Raw genomic sequence first — 20,237 nt, 5'->3', positions numbered from 1 at the left:
CAAGGTGTCCGACTTCGCCCGAACCCAATTTCCTTTAACACGACCAAATAACGTCTTCGCTTGCGAGGCAAAAGCTTCCCGTCAAACAAGCGGGCCAACAGGGGGAGCGCGAGGGGGCATTCGGCCTTCGCTCTCCGAGATTGCCCCCTCGCCCCATTATATACCAAAATGCGTCCCCACTTCAACATTATCCGTGAAAAAAGGCATTATGGTATAAAATAAAAGTATCTTTATATTTACCCAAACGAGCGGGAATGATAAAATCATGCTATCAATCGTTTCGTAAAATACAAAACAGGAGGAATCACATTATGTCTATTATTTTTAATGAAAAAGAATCTCTGTTCAGCCTATACACCAGGAATTCCCTTTATCAGATGAAAGCAGACAACTACGGCGTGCTGCTTCACACGTATTATGGTAAAAAAACAGAGCATATGGATTATTCCTACCTATTATGTGAAAGAGAACACAGCTTTGCGGGAAGTCCATATGAGGCGGGAAATGAAAGATGGTATTCACTGGAAACCCTTCCACAGGAATATCCATCTTACGGCGCAGGCGACTTCCGCAGAAGCGCGCTGCAGATCTGCCGTGCCAACGGTGCCAGCGCGCTGGAGCTTCGCTTCGCAGGTTACGAGATTAAAGAAGGAAAATACAACATCCCCGGACTTCCAGCCGTTTATGCCGAGGAAGGTAATCAGGCGGACACCCTGATCGTGACCTTGAAGGATACAGCAAGTGACCTCTACGTGCATCTCTATTACGGCGTACTGGAGGATCTGGATGTTATCACACGTGCAGTGCGCGTAGAAAACCGCTCTGGCGAAGAGATCTATCTGGAAAGAGTTATGAGCACCTGTCTGGATTTCATGTACGGAGCCTATGATCTTGTTACATTTTACGGGAGACATGAGATGGAACGTCTGTTTTCCCGCACAGCAGTCCACCACGGTGTCCAGTCTGTGGGAAGTACAAGAGGCGCATCAAGCCATCACTACAATCCCTTTGTAATCCTGGCAGAGCAGGGGGCTGGCGAGAAAAGCGGTGAATGCTACGGCATTTCCTTCCTTTACAGCGGAGACTTTCTGGCAGAAGCAGATCATGACCAGGTGAAACAGACCCGCCTTGTGATGGGAATTCACCCGGATAACTTCCATTACTTGTTAAAACCGGGCGAAGAATTCTGGAGCCCGGAAGCAGCTATGGTTTACAGCAGTCAGGGCTTTGAGGAAATGACCCATGCTTATCATAAGGCTGTACGTAACAATATTTGCAGAGGAAAATTTAAAAATGCCCGCCGTCCGGTTCTTTTGAACAACTGGGAGGGGACCTACTTTACCTTTACCGGGGAAAAGCTTCTGCAGATGGCGTCCGAAGCAGCCGATATGGGTGTTGAACTATTCGTTCTGGATGACGGCTGGTTCGGAAAAAGAGATGATGACTGCAGCGGTCTTGGAGACTGGTACGTAAACGAGAAAAAGCTGGGCTGTACCCTAGGAGAGCTTTCCGAAAAGATCAATGGGATGGGGCTGAAGTTCGGACTGTGGTTTGAGCCGGAATGTATTTCCGAGGACAGCGACCTTTACAAAGAGCATCCGGACTGGGCATTCCAGGTTCCGGGAAAATCCCCCATGCGCGGACGGTATCAGCTTGTACTGGATTTTTCCAGAGAAGAAGTGAGAAACTATATTTATGACCAGATGTGCAAGGTTCTGGACAGCGCTCACATTGAATATCTGAAGTGGGATTTCAACAGAAGTATTTGCGATGTTTACAGCGCAAGCCTTCCGGCAGCACGTCAGGGAGAGGTTCTGCACCGCTATGTATTGGGACTGTATGACATTTTGGAGCGCCTGAATCAGAGATACCCGGATATGCTTATTGAGGGCTGCAGCGGCGGAGGCGGACGGTTTGACGCCGGAATGCTTTATTATACACCTCAGATCTGGTGCAGTGATGACACAGATGCCATTGAGCGTCTGAAAATCCAGTACGGTACTTCATTCTGCTATCCGGTGAGCACCATGGGAGCACATGTATCTGCGTGTCCGAACCATCAGACAGGAAGAATTACCCCGATCGGAACAAGAGCCACAGTTGCCATGTCCGGCACCTTCGGTTATGAGCTGGATCCCGCAAAGATTTCCCAGGAAGAGAAGGAGGAGATCCGCGGGCAGATTGAAAACTTCAAGAAATATTATGAGCTGATTCAGCACGGCGACTATTACCGTCTTACCAGCCCGTTTGACAATAGCTGCTACCATGCGTGGGAGTCTGCGGCTACTGACGGCAGTGAGGCACTTGTGAGCGTAGTGGCAAACCATACCTACCCAAATATGGCGCAGGAGACGATCAAGCTCCGCGGTCTTACACCGGAGGCATATTACGAGATGAATGGAAAGAGCTATTTGGGAGCTGCACTGATGTATGCAGGATTTCCTATGCCAAAGCCAACGGTTGAGTACGAGAGTTTCCAGTTCCATTTTGTAAAAAGATAAGAAAATAGCCAGGCTGTTTGCTGCGGGATGAAATGTCCCGCAGTTTTTTTGGTTTCATAGGAATTATGTCGCTAATGCGGTCTGCGCTCCGCTTTGGTCGTTGCTAAACGAGTGCCACTGACACTCAGCAACCCGCCGCAGGAGGAGTATTCCAGCGGACAGTAACTTTTTTCGAACGTATGATTGGATTTTCGGCAGGTTTCGGGTTGTGGGAATGGGAGCTGTTATGTTATAATGTTCGGAAAGGGCTGAGCCAAGGGAAAGCCCGATCAACTTAAAATAAGCAGGAGATTAAAGATGAGTATATACGATACATTAAATCCGCCGCAGCAGGAGGCTGTCCTTTATACAGAGGGGCCGCTTTTGATCCTGGCTGGTGCAGGTTCCGGAAAGACCAGGGTTTTGACCCACCGGATTGCATATCTGCTGGACGAAAAAGGCGTGAATCCCTGGAACATTCTGGCCATTACCTTTACGAACAAGGCGGCACAGGAGATGCGTGAGAGAGTGAACAGGCTTGTAGGCTTCGGCTCCGAGAGCATCTGGGTTTCCACCTTCCACTCTGCCTGTGTGCGGATTCTGAGGCGCCACATTGACAATCTGGGCTATGACAACAATTTTGCCATCTATGACACAGATGACCAGAAAAGCATTATGAAGGAAGTCTGCCGGAAGCTGAACATAGACACAAAGGTCTATAAAGAGCGTGCCCTGCTGGCGCAGATTTCCCATGCAAAGGACGAGCTGATCACTCCGGATGAGATGGAAATGAATGCCGGCGGAGATTATAATATGAAAAAGGTGGCTGCCGTTTACCGGGAATACCAGGCCACCCTTCGGAAAAACAACGCTCTGGATTTCGACGACCTGATCGTAAAAACAGTAGAGCTTTTCCAGAATTGCGGCGCTGTACTGGAATATTACCAGGAACGGTTTAAATACATAATGGTGGATGAATATCAGGACACCAATACGGCACAGTTTAAGTTCATCAGCCTTCTTGCATCCCGGTATGAAAATCTCTGTGTAGTAGGTGACGACGATCAGTCCATATATAAATTCCGTGGGGCAAACATTGGAAATATCCTGGGCTTTGAGCGGGTTTTCCCAAACGCACGGGTCATCCGTCTGGAACAGAATTACCGCTCCACCCGGAATATTCTGGACGCTGCCAACGGCGTGATCGCAAATAATACGGAGCGTAAGGAAAAAACGCTCTGGACTGAAAACGAAGAAGGGGAAAAGGTACATTTCCGTCAGTTTTTAAATGGTTTCGAGGAAGCGGAATATGTGGCCGGGGAAATCGCCAAGGCCCGCAGAGAAGGGCTTTGCCAATACAAGGATTGCGCTATCCTGTACAGAACGAACGCCCAGTCCCGTATCTTTGAAGAAAAATTTATTGCGGCAAATATCCCCTATAAAATCGTAGGCGGCGTAAACTTTTATGCCCGCAAGGAGATCAAGGATCTGCTGTGCTATTTGAAAACCATAGACAATGCCAGAGATGACCTGGCAGTGCAGAGGATCATCAATGTCCCAAAAAGAGGGATCGGTGCTACGACTTTAGGCCGGGTGCAGGACTATGCGGATAATATGGGAGTAAGCCTATACGAAGCGCTTCGGGTTGCTGAGGAGGTACCGGGTATTGGACGTGCGAAATCGAAAATCGATGGTTTTGTCACCTTTATCCAGGCGTTGAAGAGTAAGGCAGATGCGCTGACGGTGGAGGAGCTGCTGCAGGAGGTGATCGACTCCACTGGCTATGTGGCAGAGCTTGAGGCCGAAGACACGGAGGAGTCCAGGGCAAGAATTGAAAATATCGATGAGCTGATCTCCAAGACGGTCTCCTATCAGGAGGCCATGGAGGAGCAGAACCAGCCGGCAAGCCTTTCAGGATTTTTAGAGGAGGTTGCGCTGGTTGCAGATATTGATACAGTGGATTCCCAGCAGGATTATGTGCTGTTGATGACCCTGCACAGTGCAAAAGGACTGGAATTTTCACGGGTATTTATGACAGGGATGGAGGATGGGATTTTTCCAAGTTATATGACGGTTACCTGCGGCGATCCCTCGGAGCTGGAGGAGGAGCGGAGACTTTGTTACGTGGGAATCACCAGAGCCATGAAGGAGCTTACCCTGACCTGCGCCCAGCAGCGCATGACCCGGGGAGAAACGCAATATAATAGAGTATCACGTTTTGTCAGGGAAGTCCCCCGGGAGCTGGTAGACCTGGGACACACCATCCAGGAGAAAAGGCCCAAAGTGGATGACATCATACCAGCAAAAAGCAAATATTCCCATATGAAGGAAATCATGCAGAGCCGGAACTTTAAGCCCAGAGAATTTAAGGTAACAAAGGCGGATTCCCTGGAATATGATGTAGGCGACACCGTGCGCCATGTGAAATTCGGAGTGGGAATGGTAAAAAACATCGTGGAAGGCGGCAGAGATTACGAGGTCACAGTAGACTTTGATAAAGTCGGCGTGAAAAAAATGTTCGCAAGCTTCGCAAAACTTAAAAAGATATAAAATTTTATATAGGTTATGGTAAAATACAGCGGAAGGTGGTATAATATCCACAAATACCATGAGTTGCAGGCTCTTGAGCGTTGCATTGCGAGGTTGTGGTATAAGCTAGAAATTTCGGTTCGTGTCAGTCGGGCCAGATAAAAGAGAGGATGGTATCATTATGAATATCAAAATGGATAAAATCGAGGAATTATTATCAGCATTAAAGAAAAAAGAAGAAGAAAAGCAGAAAAATACAGTCCTCTGGGTACTGGCCATCATCGGTGCAGTAGCTGCAGTGGCAGGAATCGCTTTCGCAGTTTACCGCTTCTTTGCTCCGGATTATCTGGAAGATTTTGAAGAAGACTTTGATGATGATTTCGATGACTATTTTGAGGATGAAGAAGAGTAAGGAAATTGCTTCGCGGGGCAGAGAGGCTTCGTTGGGATCGACATGAGTCACTCCCGTTCCTTAATGAGTATGTAAATATAAAGTAGCTCCGGCATGGACCGGAGCTATTTTTTTAGAGAGGGCATTATGAAAAAAGGTGAAATTTACGAAGGTATCATTGAAAAAATAGATTTTCCCAATAAAGGAATCGTAGAGGTGGATGGGCAGAAGGTGATCGTAAAAAATGGTATTCCCGGTCAGAAGGTCCGCTTCATGATAAACAAGAAACGCTCCGGAAGGGCGGAAGGCCGTCTCCTGGAGGTTCTGGAAAAATCTCCCCTGGAGACAAGGGAGCCGGTCTGCAACATTTTTCCGGCCTGCGGAGGCTGCATGTACCAGACTATGGCCTATGAAGACCAGTTGAAAATGAAGGAGCGCCAGGTTCGGGAGCTGCTGGAGCAGGCTGTGGATACGGATATCCACTGGGAAGGGATTCATGGCAGCCCGATAGAATTCGGCTATCGCAATAAAATGGAATTTTCCTTTGGGGACGAATATAAGGATGGTCCACTTTCCCTTGGACTGCATAAAAAAGGGAGCACTTACGATGTGCTCACTGCGGATGACTGCAGACTTGTACATTCTGATATGAACAAAATTCTTACCTGTGTGCTGGACTTTTTCAAAGAGCGCGGAGCTTCTTATTATAAAAAAATGCAGCATACCGGATACTTACGCCATCTGCTTTTGCGCCGCGGTGTGACTACTGGGGAAAACCTGATCCATATTATTACCACCAGCCAGGAGGATTATGATTTCGAACCCCTGGTATCCGCTCTTCTTGCCCTTCCTTTGGAGGGAAAAATCGTAGGAATTCTTCATATTATTAACGATTCCCTTTCCGATGTGGTACAGAGTGATGAGACACGCCTGCTCTATGGTCAGGATTATTTCTATGAAACGCTGTTGGGACTGCGTTTTAAAATTAGCACCTTTTCCTTTTTCCAGCCCAATTCCCTGGCTGCGGAGGTGCTTTATTCGGTTGTCCGGGACTACATCGGCGACACAAAGGACAAAGAAGTGTTTGACCTCTACAGCGGTACAGGTACCATAGCCCAGCTTCTGGCACCAGTGGCAAAGGAGGTTATCGGCGTGGAAATCGTGGAGGAGGCCGTGGAAGCGGCACGGGAAAATGCAGCCCTCAATGGCCTTTCCAACTGTCGTTTCATCGCCGGGGATGTCCTGAAGGTGCTGGATGACCTGACGGAAAAACCGGACGTCATTGTTCTCGACCCGCCCCGCGATGGTATCCATCCCAAGGCATTGCCCAAGATACTGTCCTATGAAGTGGACAACATTGTCTACATCTCCTGCAAACCCACCAGCCTCGCCCGTGACCTTCCGGCCTTTCTGGAGGCGGGTTACGAGATTATGAGGACATGTAGTGTTGACCAGTTCTGCTCTACGGTGCATGTTGAGACGGTTGTTCTTTTGTCCCAACAAAAGCCAGATGACACGATAGAGATCGACTTGGATCTGGATGAGTTGGATGCAACCAGTGCAGAGACGAAAGCGACCTATCAGGAAATCAAAGATTATGTGCTGAAAGAATTTGGCTTGAAGGTTTCAAATTTATATATTTCTCAAATCAAAAGGAAATGTGGAATCGAAGTGGGAGAAAATTATAATCTTCCGAAATCGGAAAATTCTAAAGTTCCAGAGTGTCCGAAAGAGAAGGAGGATGCTATCCGAGCTGCCCTGAAATATTTTGCGATGATCTAAGATAAGGCATCGCCAATTTCAAGGAGGAATAGCACATGAAAAGCACATTTGAAAAGATGGGTGGAACCTACACATTGGGAGCAGACGGAATATATTATCCGGATGTTGTCAGTACAGATGAAGAACCGTATTACGGGAAATATGGAATGCTGCGAAGAACATATCTGAAAGAGCATCGTCCGGCAATCTATTCACTGTATATGCTGGAAGACAGACTGACGGCACATCTGAACAAGGTGGATGATGAGGCACAGGAACGAATGGAAGCTCTGGTGCAACAGATGATGGATAAGAAAGGAATTACAGAAGAGTTAAAAGCTCGTGACCAGATGGCGTGGGTTGGAGCAGTAAATAATATCCGGAATGTTGCGGAAGAGGTTGTGTTGACTGAATTGATTTACAGATAACAAAAGAAGCTGAACAGGTACAGATATTTACTGGCTTGTTCAGCTTTTGTATTTTACATTTTTAAAGTTCAAAATCTCGATGTTTCTTTTGTGGTTTACGAGATTGATGATGCATTCGATCCTGTTCCCAGGCTTTCTGCCGGGCACGTTCCCGGAAAAGATAGGGATCTTCCTGTATAAAGCCATCAATGTAATCAGAGGCATCGTTCAATCTATCGTACTCAAATTTCTTTCCATAAACGTCACGCAGTCTGGAAACAATCCGATCACGGACAATGTCACGGAAAGATATTCTAGCATCAAGTAATTCTTCGGATTTTTCAGAGGCTACAGAAAATTTCAGGTTTATGAATTTTTTGAGGTTTTTTCCCAGTTGTTCATTCAGTGACTGACGTTGTGTAGCCAGTTTTTCCAGAAAGGCGGACTGTTTCTTTAGAGTAGATTCTGCATTTTTCATTTCTGTGTCATTATGGCAGTAGATTTCTCCCATAAGGAAATTCTTTTTTGACTTGAGTTCTTCGATCTCCTCAGTTAATGTGGTAATCTGCTGGTTCAGCTGATAATGCTGTAAAGGATTTATGATGCTAAGTTTCTGCTTTTGGGTTTTCAATATTTTCCGTTCTTCCTGCTTTTTGTGGATCTCCTGTTTGATGGCTTTGCATTTTTCTATCACGGGTTTTGTCATTTTTATCCACTCTTTAGTGGAAGCAGTCTGCATTTCGTTATGGAGCATCTGGTATTGGAAGATGATCATGGCACCACGGATATTTTCCAGTGCTTCGGCGATTGCAGGGATGCTCTCTTTGATAGATTTTGTCAGTTTTGCGACCTGATTTTTCAATTCTCCAAGCAGACGGTTATCTGAACGGATTTGTCGATTCAGTTCGCATCGGTCAGAAATCATGCCTTTCTTTTCCATATCTCTTGCAATATAGCCTTCGTGGATTGTCGGCTGTTCAGTAATGCCCTGATCGGAAAAACTACGATGGTCAATCCGTGTATCAATCTGACGGCATTCTAACTCTCGATTGACGGTATCTGCCCAGTTTGCTCTCCAGAGGCAGAGCTGTTCATCACTGTTCCACTTTTCGGAAATAGGATTTTGCCTGCCATACCGGGTACTTTTCGGATGCTTGTCAACACGTTCATAGCCTTTTTTCTGTGCTGCGGATGGAGTCAGATAGATTTTCTTTTTTTCTGCCTTGTAGCGGTATTGTTTTTCCCAGCCTTCTTTTTGTGCTTCTCTAAATTCAGAAGCAGTAAATCCTTTTTCTTCTCCGTTCTTTATGCAGAGGTATTCTTTTTCTGTTTTGTACTGCCATGTACCGTCTTCGTTCAGAGACCGGACAGTCAGGAGAATGTGTGCATGGGGATTATGTCCATCGGTATCGTGGATGGCAAAATCAGCACACATCCCCATATCTATAAAGTTCTTTTGAATAAAATCCTGAAGAAGAGAGATATTGCTGTCAGTGTCCAATTCTATAGGGAGGGCAACAACGAATTCTCTTGCCAGCCGGCTGTCTTTTGTTTTCTCTGCATCTTCCACGGCATTCCAGAGCTGTTCCCTGTCTTTCCATTCAGCCAGAGCCATCGGCGGAAGCATCACTTCCTGATAGACTAGACCATGTTTCCGGGTATAGTCGTGCTGGATTCCGTCGTAATCATTGTACATCCGGCTGCAGCTCATATAGGCAGAAGCCGCAACCGCAGACCGCCCGGATCCACGGCTGATGACCTTGGCTTCCATGTGGTAAATTGCCATAGGCATGTACCTCCTTTCTGTGATGGGCATTATCTGAAGTGGGTTTTAATGGATTTTTTTTGTTTTATCCAAAACTGAATAAAAGCTGCCGGGGGCAGGTTTTTTCACGCAGCCATATCCGGTAAAAGTTTTCTTTGCCGGAGTGTTTCGGAAAAGTCCGAAGCACATACAATCGTTGGGTATCCGATTGTTAATGGCTGCATAGCCGGTGTTGCCTGCAACAGCGGATAGCCCTCGGCAGAGCGCACGTGCCTGACCAACGGGAAGGATACTACCGCCTAAGGGGTCCCCGCAAAGCTTGCTTTGTGGGGAGAGGAGGAGCAAGGGAGTGTCCGTAGTTTTCGCCAATAGCGGAAACGAAGGTAAGCGGACTTTGCGACGACGAGGTGGTGAGTAAGTGCGCCCTTCGGGAGTAAAATATCTTTATTTAAAGCCCTCGTAGCCGGATCATTAGTTCCCGCTTCAGGAGATCCAAATCCATTTCCCGGATATGTGGAGCAACGCTTTCCAGAATTGCTCCTTCCTGGATCAATCGGTGCGTTCTGGCGTTACGTTCTTTCCTGCGGTTCCTTGCTTCGGCTTCCTCCTGCCGGTGTTTTGCCTGTAAAAATGCTTTTTCTTCGGATGTCATTGTTTTTTTATCTGCCATATCTGGCGCCTCCTTTTCTATGCCCGTATCCGGGCTTTTTGGTCTTACAATTCTTTAAATTGGTACTGTTTTGAATAGTCAGTGGCAGTGATACTTTCTCCCATGTCTGGAAAGGCAGATTGCAGTATCACCGCCTGAGAATAGTGGTAATAATGCGGTAACATTTCCTGAAATAATTAGTACCGGATTCATTACAGCAGTATTTTCTTCGCTTTCTGCAGATTGGCAGAGGCATTGTCCTGCCGGATGTTGCGGTTGTTGATCCGGATGGGGGCACACCGTTCCAGAATCCGATCGTAAATTCTTCTATGTGCCACGTCAGGTGCATTATTCAGTTCCGTCAATGTGAGATTAGTCGTTACAATCAGCGGTTTTTTGCTGCGATAACGGCTGTCGATTACATTGAATACCTGTTCAAGGGCAAATTCAGAATTGCGTTCAATCCCAAGGTCATCAATGATCAGCAGGCTGTATCGGTTCAGACTGTCAATGAATTGGTTCCTGTCTTCAAAATGCATTCCAGTCAGGGTATTCAGAATCCGTGAGAAATTTGTCATCAGCACCGGAACGCCTTTTTCCAGAAGGGCATTGGCAATGCAGCCTGCAAAGAAGGATTTCCCAGTACCGACATTTCCCCAGAGGAGAAGACCGGAGGAATTGGCTTTCATATCTTCCCAGTTCTCCACATATTTGTGGGCGTATGCCATCTCCGGGTTGATGCCGTTATCTTTGTCAAATGTATAATCATAGAGTGCCTTATCCTGCAACCCGCTGGCTTTCATCCGTTCGATTTCTGCCTGTTTTTCCAGCAGTTTCCGTCTGTTTTCTTCCTGGTCATAGAGTTTCTGCTGGCATTTGCACCGGATGGGCGGCATGAATACCCTGCCCTGCAAGGTGTACCTGCCCTGCCGGGGCGTATGGCATTTGGCGCAGTAGATCAGGCGGTCGGATTCATGAAAATATTCATCCGGCTGCAATTCTCTGGTTGGGACCTGATTGGTCAGTTCTTCTGTAATCTTTCTCATAATGTTTCGTATTCCTCACTTTCGTAAATGCTTTGCCGGGAAGGGGGATTGTCCTGCCTTGCCCAGTTGATGATGGTGGCTGCATGGTTCTGGTAGTGCTTTCCGGTGGAAGCCATGTAGCCGGATAACCGTTCAATATATTCCTGCCAGTCTGAAATCGACTGTCTGACTTCTTCCAGTTCTTTTTCTGACAGAAATACATTTTGAAATTTTCCATAGGGAGAGCGTTTCTCCTGACTCTCTCTTTTTGATAAATCGTTCTTATCTCTCTCTTTCTTATTACCGGACAGTTTTCTGTCTGTCTCAGGGAAAGAATCCTGTCTGTCAGCAGGACAGTTTTCTGTCTGTCTTAGGGAAAGAATCCTGTCTGTCTGGCAGAAAGCCCCTGCCGGGAATTTCACATAGATCCGGTTGGGATGCCCGGCTCCCTGACGTTTTCGAAGGATCAGATCCTGCTTTTCCAGTGCTGCCAGGGATGTTTTGATGGTCATCTGGCTTTTGTGGAGAACCTCCGCCATTGCTTCAATGGTAAAGTAGAGGAACACATGACCGGATGTATCTGTCCAGCCTTCGTTTTTCAGGGAGAGCCTTGCACGGTCAAGCAGAATCATATAAAGCAGCTTGGTTGTTTCATTCAGCTCCATATCTAGGAGAAACCTGGGAAATACCATATAGGGCGGAAGGCTGGTATTTTCTGTCAGAAATTCCGTCATGTGTCCACCTCCTTTACGTCCCGGTTATTCTCCGAGAAAATCCCAGTCTACATCTGTCTCTGGCTCCGGTTCTTCATGAGACGGTAAGGATGCCCTGCTTTGGGGCTCCCTTTGTGCCATCCCTGCTGTCAGACCGGAAAGAAAAAGGGGAAGCGTTTGTTTCAGGCTCTTTTCCACGGCTTTTATAATCTGACCGACAAAACGTTCTTCCCGTTCCCTTGTTTCCAGATAGGGGTCTTCCTGTGTGCGGTAATAACGGTCAAAATAATCGACCAGTGCAAGGGCGATCGCATGGCTGTAGGATCTGAATTCCTGCTTGTCCATGGCCTGCAGATATTCCCATGCTTTCCGCTGCAGGTCTTTCTCCAGATTGAAGCGCAGATTTGTGCTTCGGATGTTGTTTGCCATGGCTTATTCCCTCCTTTTCAGGCTCATCAGGGCCAGATATTCATATCCCTTGGCGGTGGCACAGATATCATCAAGGATCGTGACACGGGATTCGTCATACGTTCCGAAATTACGGGTCAGGCATCCGCCACCACCGACTACGTACAGCCGCATCAGGTCGGCATTGTATTCATATTTGCGGAGCGTAGAAAAGATATCAGCCACATACTGTCTGGCAACAGCTGTAATACAGTCCAGATATGGGGTGGAGATATTCGCTGCTTTGAACCGCAGAACCTGTTCTACTGTAGCTTCTTCGATTTTTACACCGAACCGGTCAAGGATGGCATTCTTTGCGGCAATCATGCACTGGTTAACCCCGAATTTCTCTGTCCAGCAACGGCTTTCCTGTGCTTTTTTATTGTTGATATACAAAATGTTCATGGTTCCGTTCCCGATATCTGCAAGGAGATTGGTTCCTTTCAAGTCGCCCAGACGGTTCACGATAGCCGGGTATCCTTGTGGATAAAGGCTGCATCCAACAAAACGGATGCGGTAATCCTTATTGTTGAAGCGGTAGCTGACTTCTGAATTCTGAAGCAGATAGGAACGGAATTCTTCCCGCTGGTTTCGGATCCATGTCAGGGGAAGCCCGGCAGCCAGATGGACATCTGGTTCCTGGATAGAAAAGACGTTCAGTTCCCTTGCCACTGCCATCAGTGTCAGGAGATAATAGTCTCCATCCATCGCTTTGTCCGGGATAAATTCCTTGTGTCCTTCGCCAATTCGGTAATAGGTGCCGTTATATTCCAGAATGTTCTCGGTAAAGATTGGCTCTGTTTCATAGGCAGTGATGCCGGTAGGTGTGACTGTGTTGGTAGTTTTAATGTTGCCGTAGCCATGATCCACGGCAATGATTTTGGTGTTTCTGATTTCTCTCATAAAAAATCCCTCCATTTTTGTATTGATTTCCCTCGCAGTTCGTACCTTCGTGGTACTGGTCTGCTGTGGGATAAGCATACAAAAGTTGGAGAGATAAGGCATTGAGAGGAAATTGAGTTTGAATTGATTTATAATGATAGCATTTGTTGTGGATAATGAACGTTTGTCTGTATTTGAAGGGCTATACATATCTGTTCAGAAAGAAAATTTTATGATATACTTTGTCTGAAAATTTAAGTAACAGAAAGAGAGTTCAAGACATAACATGATTGAGATAAGAAGAGCAGGATGCGGAGAAGAACATACGATTTTAGAATTTTATTATCAATTGATTGATCATATGCAGGATACAGAGTATCCTCTCAGATGGAAAAAGGGTGTATATCCTGTATTGTCGGATATTGCTGATGCTTTGAATATGGGGGCATTATATGTAGCAGAGGAGGATGGTAACATAGCAGGAGCGTTTATTGTGAACCACATCCAGGGAGAGGGATATCAGTTAGTAGACTGGAATATAAAGGGCAGTGACACAGAGATTGCAGTGATTCATCTTCTGGCGACCGCTCCGGAATGCCAGGGAAAAGGAATCGGAAGAAAAATGTTGGAGAAAGCAGTGGAAATCTGCAGAAGTGAAAATGTTAGTTCCATTCGTCTGGATACACTCCCATGGAATCTGCCCGGAAAGAAACTGTATGAAAGTTTTGGATTTCAGTATAAAGGAGATATCAAACTGGACTATCCGTCTACCGGAAAAATATCTTTTAGTATGTATGAATTTGATTTGTAATAATATTATGAGAAAGATGAATCATATCAAAAAGGCGTCTCCATAAAACCGTGGAGGTGCCTTTTCTTTCGGGAAATATGGTAAACGGGTTTACAGAAAGTGTTTCTGTTTCCGGTATTCTGTTGGGGTTAACTTGTAGTGTTTTTTGAATAATCTGCAGAAATAGTCAACGTTATGAAATCCTGTCTCAGAAGAAATGAGACTGACTTTTTTCTCGGTTTTTGAAAGCAACTGACCGGCCTGTTTTAAACGGTAATTAATGAGATAGTTAACCGGCGTTATATGTAAATATTTCCGAAACAGATTCAAAGCTGTACTCTTACTGACCATTGCCTGTTCTGCAATGTCATCCAATGAGATACTCCGTGAGTAATTCAGGTGGATAAATTGCATCATGAGCTGTAAACGGGCTTGAGAAGCAGTGGAATACTTCTTGTGTTCTTCCGGGTATGAAATGTCTGTGTTTTCAAATATTTCCAGCCAGAGATTCTGAAGGAGAGAACTGGTAAGGAGTTCTTTGGTTGAAACGGAATCCTGTGCAGAAATAATTTGCCGCATGATAGATAAAACCTTTGCCTGCCAGCATATTTTTTTATGAAATATGAGAAATGGCAGTGGGGAAGAAATAATCGGAAGAATATATTTCTGATAAATCAGGCTGTCGCGAGGGGCAATAAAAGAAGGCATAAATACGAAATTGGGAATGAGGGCTTTTGATGGAGAATAAAAGCGATGGAGTACCTTTGTATTAATGAAGATCCCATTTCCTTCGGTTAAATCAAATCGGTCTTCTCCAATCCAGAAAGTAACGGTTCCGGATTCAATAAAAATAAATTCCAATTCTGTATGCCAGTGCCATTCGATACAGTTGAAATCAAAAACGGACAGATCTTCATAATAAAACTGGAAAGGATAGCGATTGCTTCCGTGCTGAACTGCCTCCATTAAATCTTCATCTGTAATGATTTTCGTATAGGTTGTATTTATATTCATAGAAATGTCCTTCTTTGAAACATACTTTACGATATTATACAATAAATATCAGAAATAATTCAATGAAAATAACAGAATTATATTATATAATTCAATAAAAAATGAGGTGAAAGGACATGATGTTCAAATGGTTACATGAAAGTAAAATAAGGATGGTGATTCCTGATATTTTATGAGAACAATTGTGAAGATAGAGAATTCCGTATCCGGAAAGAGTCTTTCTATGTATGTAGACAGTACGAGTAAAGTAAATGAATTAATGCTCGAGCTGATAGAGGCAGGATTTACCGTTGACTATGAGCCTCGTTATATATCGGGAAATTATGAAGGATGCTTTCTGTGTGAGGATGGAAATGTGATTAAAATATGTTGTAGAAAACAAAAGGAGTGATGACCATGCCAAATTATCAGAAAACAAAAAGAGCCTGTTATATGGGATTTATTACACAGGCAATTGCAGCTAATTTTGCCCCATTGTTATTTTTAAAATTTCATAATGATTATCAGATTACACTTGGAAAAATCGCATTGATTTCTACCTGCTTTTTCCTTACGCAGTTGTTGGTAGACTTGTTTTGTGCAAAGTTTGTGGACAAAATAGGGTATCGTATCTGTATTGTTGCTTCTGAGATATGTTCCGCAGCAGGATTGGTTGGTCTGGCTTTTCTGCCGGAGCTTTTGCCGGAACCGTTTGTTGGAATTATCCTGAGTGTGATTGTATATGCAGTCGGAAGTGGTCTGATTGAAGTGCTTTGCAGCCCGATCGTAGAGGCGTGTCCATTTGATAGCAAAGAGGCAACGATGAGTCTGCTTCACTCTTTTTATTGTTGGGGAGCAGTGGGAACGATTGTGATCTCCACACTGTTTTTTGCAGTGTTTGGCATGGACAGCTGGAAATGGCTGGCTGTATTATGGGCACTTGTTCCGGCCATAAATATCTATAATTTTGCAACCTGCCCGATTGAGCATTTGGTAGATGAGGGGCAGGGAATGGGAATAAAGGAACTGTTTCGCAAACCTCTTTTCTGGCTTTCCATATGCTTAATGATCTGCTCCGGTGCATCAGAACTGGCTATGGCACAATGGGCATCTGCTTATGCGGAGGCTGCTCTGGGACTGTCAAAGACAATTGGCGATCTGGCCGGTCCCTGCATGTTTGCTGTTACAATGGGAATCAGTCGTGTGATTTTCGGAAAATATGGTGATAAAATGGATCTGATGAAATTTATGACCGGATCCGGAATTTTATGTGTGATATGCTACCTGCTGGCTTCTGTTTCGTCGAATCCGATAACAGGTTTGACTGGATGTATTATCTGTGGTTTTTCTGTTGGGATTATGTGGCCCGGCACAATCAGTATTTCATCAGAAAGATTTCCGGCAGGTGGAACGGCTATGTTTGCTTTGCTTGCTATGGCGGGGGACCTGGGTGGAAGCATAGGTCCGGGGATTGTTGGACGTGTTACACAAAGTGCTGGAGACAATATTCGTGCAGGTATGGGAGTTGGACTTTTGTTTCCGGTTACTTTATTAATCATGCTTTTTATTTTTGCAAGGCAAAAGAATCATAAATGAAATCTTTTTCCCAAAAGTGGAAAAAAGGCTGAGAATAGTCAACGGCGGATAATGATGTCCGCCGTAAATTTATTTCTGTTTATTTATTGAAGCCAAGATACCTTTGGCCAGTGCGATACTAATCTGTGGGTACAATTCCTGAATTTCCTGATATTTTTCTTCAATCAATTCCGGCTCATCTGCCCAGACATCCTCATAGATTTTCATAGCCTTTTTGAAATGGGTTTTAGCTTGTGAGATATTTGCTGTAATCAGGCAGATATTTCCCATGGCTTCCTGCACCTGTGCATAATCCAGACAGTGATCTGAATTATAGTGTTTGATAATCTGTGCCAGTTTCTGGAGAGCTGACATTGCCCGCTCCGGTTCCTGCATTTCTGTCAATAAGGCGGCGTAATTGTTGATCTGCGGGATACTGTCATTGGTATAAAGCAGATTATACTGTTCCAGTAGCAAGATACCCTTTTCCATGTGTTCTTTTGCACGTTCTGTCTGACCGTTCATGCGGTAAAGACCACCAAGATTGGCATACAGGTTGGAAACAAGGTGGGCATTAGTTTCTGTGATTTCTTTGATCTGCGCAAGTGCTTCTTTTTCCAGTTTGATGGCTTTTTCTGGTTTTGTTTCCACTGTTGCCTGGTAATCCAGCAATAGTGCCCGGTCAGAAGCGGTGCCATAAGTATTTCCTTTTAAAAGTTGCTTTAATTCTCGGAGTATCTCTCTCATACCCTTTTGGTAGTGGTATTTCTCCATATATGGGAAGACATCCTCTAAAAACAGAAGGTATTTGGACATATCATCTTTTTTAATCAGGTGAATGACATTTTCCACTGTCTGGAACAATTTTTTGTAATAGCTGACCTCCATGCCATGCATCAAGCATATTTTTTGAAGGGAATCCAGTAAAGTGTGACAACTCGTGATGGAAGGTCTGGTTTCAGAAAGGGCAATTTCCTGAATCATTGGATGCAGGGAAATGGTATGCCGGGTGTTTGCCTGTACAAAACCTGTCTCAATCAGGTCATTGATGTCATTTAAAGTAGTCAGTCCAAGCCAGTCAGCAAAGATGCGGGCGGAAATACCGGCAGGAGGAAGAAAACACAGATCACGCATGATATCCTGTTGTTCCTGTGAAATGGAATAAAGGGAGAACAGGGTGTGAATATGGTTATAGTAAGTTGCCTTGTTGTTCTGTCCGTCTTTGATAGCACTGATTTTGTCTTCATTTTCAAGGGATGCCTTTTCCTCCCGGAGTTTTTCCAGTAATTGCTCAGGAGGCAAAATCCCATTTTCCAGAAGTTTTGCCGCCAGTTCTACCGCAAAGGTATGGCGGTGAACAGTTTCTATGATCTCTTCTACAAGTGTTCGGTGTTCTTCTGCTTCCGAATAAAATGCAGATGCCAGCTGAAACAAACAGGAGGGTTCCCGTATTTCTTTTAGCTGCAGAATGCAGTGTCCATCAAATTTACTCCTTGTTGTAAAAAGAATCCGGCAGCGGTATTTCAACACTACTGATAGAAAACTGTCCTGTGTAACAGTCACATTGAAATTATCTATGATGAGCAGGGTATCATCTTTCAGAGAGCGAAGAAAACGGTTGTGTTTTCGGAATCGTTCTTCTTCGTTGTCTTCCGGCAGATCGTCAGTGAAATCCATATCTGTAACTGACTGATGCAAATCGCCAGAATATTCAACATAAAGGATGTTTGTATAATATTTTTTGTATTGCTTTGCATATGCTTTCGCCAGTTCACTTTTTCCAATCCCGGCAATCCCATAGAGAAATACTTTGCTGTTTTCTTCCAGCATTGTGTGTAATTCTCCCAGTTCTTCTTCCCTTCCTACAAAATGTCGGCATGGTCTGGGTACTTCACTGTCCATGATATAATCCAGGACAACCGGGGAGAGGGCACCACCTGCAATCAGTTTCTGGTTTTTCGTATCTCTTTTGACAAATTGACGCTCCATACCAAAGGAGATCAGCTTTGCCAGAAACAGGAGCCGTGAATCCGCAGGTTTGTATAGTAATGCCAGTTTGTTCTTTTTCGCTTCGGATACGGTGGGATCCTGCATAAACAGGGTGTAAACATCCTGTAGTGCCTTGTTGCAGTCGGTCATCAGTGGCAGAAGATTTTGATGTATTGTTTCAGCCAGTTTTTCCTGCTTACTTGGTTTCGCATAGTAAGTAGAAATTTTGGGACTGATCTTCGCCTGTCCTGTCATCCACCGGCAGACAAGCCCATTATCAAAAGAAAAATCTTTGCTTTCAGGGCTGTTCATAAAATCCTCAAATACTTCATATAAAAATTCAGGCTGGCTCATCTGGTTACTTTCGCTGATATGATTTTTCAAACATGTCATTATAGAACTAAAATCGCATCGATCCAATCGCAATCCCACCTTTTCGTATCATTTCTGGTTTTTATCTGGTACTAGATTTCTTTTATCATAGCACAAACATATGTTCTGCACAACGGTATTTCAACTCTATGAACAAAAATAACAGGGTAACAGTCAATCTATACTCAATTTCTGTTCAATGAGAATCTAAAAGCTTTCCTGTAAAATGACCACAGAATAAAAAAACGGGGAAGGAGAAGCTTGTGAAACAGAATGTTGAATTTGAACGGTGCATTGATTTTCTTGTGCGGATGTTAGATAAATATGGCGAAGAGCTGCTCCGGGAACTGGAGGAAGAAAAGAAAAACAATGGACAGGAGAAAACAGAAGAAAATGAAAAAGAAAAAGAAGCGGCAGCTTCCTGAGATGGAAATCGCAGGGCTGCCGTTTTATATGATTTTAATATAATTTATATCTGCAAATCTTTTCCCAATTTTCAGGGAATCCCATTTGTTTTAATAGTTGTGCCTGTGTTAAATGTGGGCACTGTTTAAGTACTCGCTTGATTAATTGGCTAAGAGAACGTTTAAAAGATTTAAAATCATCATTGTTGATGAGATATCTGAGTGAAAGAACTACAGCAAATAAATCGTGTTTACCAAGCGTATAACTCCCCTTTTTCAATGGAATAGAAAGCTTTTGGTGTAGGAGTGTATTAGGGATTGTATCTTGAGTTCGAAAATCATATAATCGTTCTCCATGAGCACATACATTCCGGCACTTTGCAATAATAGTGATAAATTGATGCAATTGTTTTTCTGTATAGCCTGGGAAATGTTTACTGACTTTTACTTGGACATCGTTTGGCATATATTGATAAAAGGCAGAAAGTTGTCCAAATGTAACAGCATTCATTGCAACCCAAAGTGGAACATTACCATATACCTTGGAATAATGGGAAATGTAATTATAATGGGAAGGCATCGAAATACAGTTTTGCATAGAATGAATCAGACGATTGACTGCTTTTTGGTTTTTCTTTGCAGAATTAAAATTTTCAGGGTTTAAATATTCTGCCTGATTTTCACCAAATTTTTCACAGAAGTGATAGGAAATCAAAGATTTCAGATGCCGTTCTACATGAAGAATATACTTTAAAAATAAAGTCCGTAACTCTTCATCAAAATAATAAAATGCAACAATTTCTTCAAATGTAACACCATATAGGTATTTTCCGGAAGGTTTATGTTTGAACAGATTTTTGTATCCGCCAATCAAAGAATAGTAGCTGATATGCTCTAGCGTATGGATGGCAGTTGGAACATCTGAAATGGTTAATTGTTTTTCATTCTGCAATTTTTCAATTTGCTGATCGTATGTAAGAAATTTTTTCTCCATAATATATCACTCCTATATAGTAAAAAAGGAGCCCACGCATGAGCTCCTCCGGCTACGGGCCCCTCGAGCAT

18 protein-coding genes are annotated in these 20,237 nt (G+C 44.2%); 9 read left to right on the top strand and 9 right to left on the bottom strand.

Annotation, left to right across the window (positions count from 1 at the left end; genetic code table 11):
* Positions 1-311 precede the first annotated feature (311 nt).
* The 5 genes from ACESZH_RS00250 to ACESZH_RS00230 all read left to right on the top strand — a co-directional run bounded on the left by ACESZH_RS00250 (position 312) and on the right by ACESZH_RS00230 (position 7,589).
* Complete coding sequence (locus tag ACESZH_RS00250; RefSeq protein ID WP_373215978.1) at positions 312-2,501, top strand: alpha-galactosidase; 2,190 nt, start codon at positions 312-314, stop codon at positions 2,499-2,501.
* A gap of 297 nt (positions 2,502-2,798) precedes the next feature.
* Entirely contained in the window at positions 2,799-5,030 is a 2,232-nt protein-coding gene (gene pcrA, locus ACESZH_RS00245; protein WP_373215976.1) for a DNA helicase PcrA, read from the top strand.
* Between the two features lie 160 nt (positions 5,031-5,190).
* The gene (locus ACESZH_RS00240; protein WP_373215975.1) at positions 5,191-5,421 is read left to right on the top strand and encodes a hypothetical protein; all 231 of its coding nucleotides are present in this window, start codon (positions 5,191-5,193) and stop codon (positions 5,419-5,421) included.
* A gap of 126 nt (positions 5,422-5,547) precedes the next feature.
* Complete coding sequence (rlmD, locus tag ACESZH_RS00235) at positions 5,548-7,182, top strand: 23S rRNA (uracil(1939)-C(5))-methyltransferase RlmD (RefSeq protein ID WP_373215974.1); 1,635 nt, start codon at positions 5,548-5,550, stop codon at positions 7,180-7,182.
* Between the two features lie 35 nt (positions 7,183-7,217).
* Complete coding sequence (locus tag ACESZH_RS00230; protein ID WP_373215972.1) at positions 7,218-7,589, top strand: TnpV protein; 372 nt, start codon at positions 7,218-7,220, stop codon at positions 7,587-7,589.
* A 61-nt stretch (positions 7,590-7,650) separates the two neighbouring features.
* Here ACESZH_RS00230 and mobQ read toward each other — a convergent pair whose 3' ends face one another.
* From mobQ to ACESZH_RS00200, 6 genes are all read right to left on the bottom strand, one after another.
* The gene (gene mobQ, locus ACESZH_RS00225) at positions 7,651-9,354 is read right to left on the bottom strand and encodes a MobQ family relaxase (protein ID WP_373215970.1); all 1,704 of its coding nucleotides are present in this window, start codon (positions 9,352-9,354) and stop codon (positions 7,651-7,653) included.
* Between the two features lie 427 nt (positions 9,355-9,781).
* Positions 9,782-10,003, bottom strand: a complete 222-nt coding sequence (locus ACESZH_RS00220; RefSeq protein WP_373215969.1) for a DUF3847 domain-containing protein — start codon at positions 10,001-10,003, stop codon at positions 9,782-9,784.
* 191 nt (positions 10,004-10,194) lie between these two features.
* Positions 10,195-11,028: an ATP-binding protein gene (locus ACESZH_RS00215; protein ID WP_373215967.1), complete on the bottom strand. Its 834-nt coding sequence runs from the start codon at positions 11,026-11,028 to the stop codon at positions 10,195-10,197.
* Entirely contained in the window at positions 11,025-11,741 is a 717-nt protein-coding gene (locus ACESZH_RS00210; protein ID WP_373215966.1) for a replication initiator protein A, read from the bottom strand. The genes ACESZH_RS00215 and ACESZH_RS00210 overlap by 4 nt, the downstream gene beginning before the upstream one ends.
* A gap of 24 nt (positions 11,742-11,765) precedes the next feature.
* Positions 11,766-12,149 (bottom strand): adenylate cyclase, encoded by a 384-nt coding sequence (locus ACESZH_RS00205; protein ID WP_373215964.1) that lies wholly within the window; start codon positions 12,147-12,149, stop codon positions 11,766-11,768.
* A gap of 3 nt (positions 12,150-12,152) precedes the next feature.
* Positions 12,153-13,070, bottom strand: a complete 918-nt coding sequence (locus ACESZH_RS00200; protein ID WP_373215962.1) for a ParM/StbA family protein — start codon at positions 13,068-13,070, stop codon at positions 12,153-12,155.
* A 265-nt stretch (positions 13,071-13,335) separates the two neighbouring features.
* Here ACESZH_RS00200 and ACESZH_RS00195 point away from each other — a divergent pair, with 265 nt between their 5' ends.
* Positions 13,336-13,860 carry an N-acetyltransferase family protein gene (locus ACESZH_RS00195; RefSeq protein WP_373215961.1) on the top strand — a complete coding sequence of 175 codons (525 nt, stop codon included), beginning with the start codon at positions 13,336-13,338 and terminating at the stop codon, positions 13,858-13,860.
* A gap of 90 nt (positions 13,861-13,950) precedes the next feature.
* On the opposite strand, the gene ACESZH_RS00190 is transcribed toward ACESZH_RS00195, so the two are convergent.
* A complete protein-coding gene (locus ACESZH_RS00190) occupies positions 13,951-14,805 on the bottom strand; it encodes a helix-turn-helix domain-containing protein (protein WP_373216130.1) in 855 nt (284 codons plus the stop codon).
* Between the two features lie 232 nt (positions 14,806-15,037).
* Here ACESZH_RS00190 and ACESZH_RS00185 point away from each other — a divergent pair, with 232 nt between their 5' ends.
* Positions 15,038-15,244: a hypothetical protein gene (locus tag ACESZH_RS00185; RefSeq protein WP_373215960.1), complete on the top strand. Its 207-nt coding sequence runs from the start codon at positions 15,038-15,040 to the stop codon at positions 15,242-15,244.
* 5 nt (positions 15,245-15,249) lie between these two features.
* Positions 15,250-16,428 carry a sugar MFS transporter gene (locus tag ACESZH_RS00180; protein ID WP_373215959.1) on the top strand — a complete coding sequence of 393 codons (1,179 nt, stop codon included), beginning with the start codon at positions 15,250-15,252 and terminating at the stop codon, positions 16,426-16,428.
* Between the two features lie 69 nt (positions 16,429-16,497).
* On the opposite strand, the gene ACESZH_RS00175 is transcribed toward ACESZH_RS00180, so the two are convergent.
* On the bottom strand, positions 16,498-18,708 hold the full coding sequence (locus tag ACESZH_RS00175) for an NB-ARC domain-containing protein (RefSeq protein WP_373215958.1): 2,211 nt from the start codon (positions 18,706-18,708) through the stop codon (positions 16,498-16,500).
* A gap of 323 nt (positions 18,709-19,031) precedes the next feature.
* Between ACESZH_RS00175 and ACESZH_RS00170 the strand changes: the two genes are divergently transcribed.
* Positions 19,032-19,193 (top strand): hypothetical protein, encoded by a 162-nt coding sequence (locus ACESZH_RS00170; protein WP_283683709.1) that lies wholly within the window; start codon positions 19,032-19,034, stop codon positions 19,191-19,193.
* 34 nt (positions 19,194-19,227) lie between these two features.
* On the opposite strand, the gene ACESZH_RS00165 is transcribed toward ACESZH_RS00170, so the two are convergent.
* On the bottom strand, positions 19,228-20,166 hold the full coding sequence (locus ACESZH_RS00165; protein ID WP_373215955.1) for an Abi family protein: 939 nt from the start codon (positions 20,164-20,166) through the stop codon (positions 19,228-19,230).
* Between the last annotated feature and the right edge of the window lie 71 nt (positions 20,167-20,237).

This window comes from Ruminococcus sp. 5_1_39BFAA (assembly GCF_964240875.1).
Lineage (GTDB): Bacteria > Bacillota > Clostridia > Lachnospirales > Lachnospiraceae > Blautia_A.
This window is presented reverse-complemented; position numbering and strand designations above follow the sequence as displayed.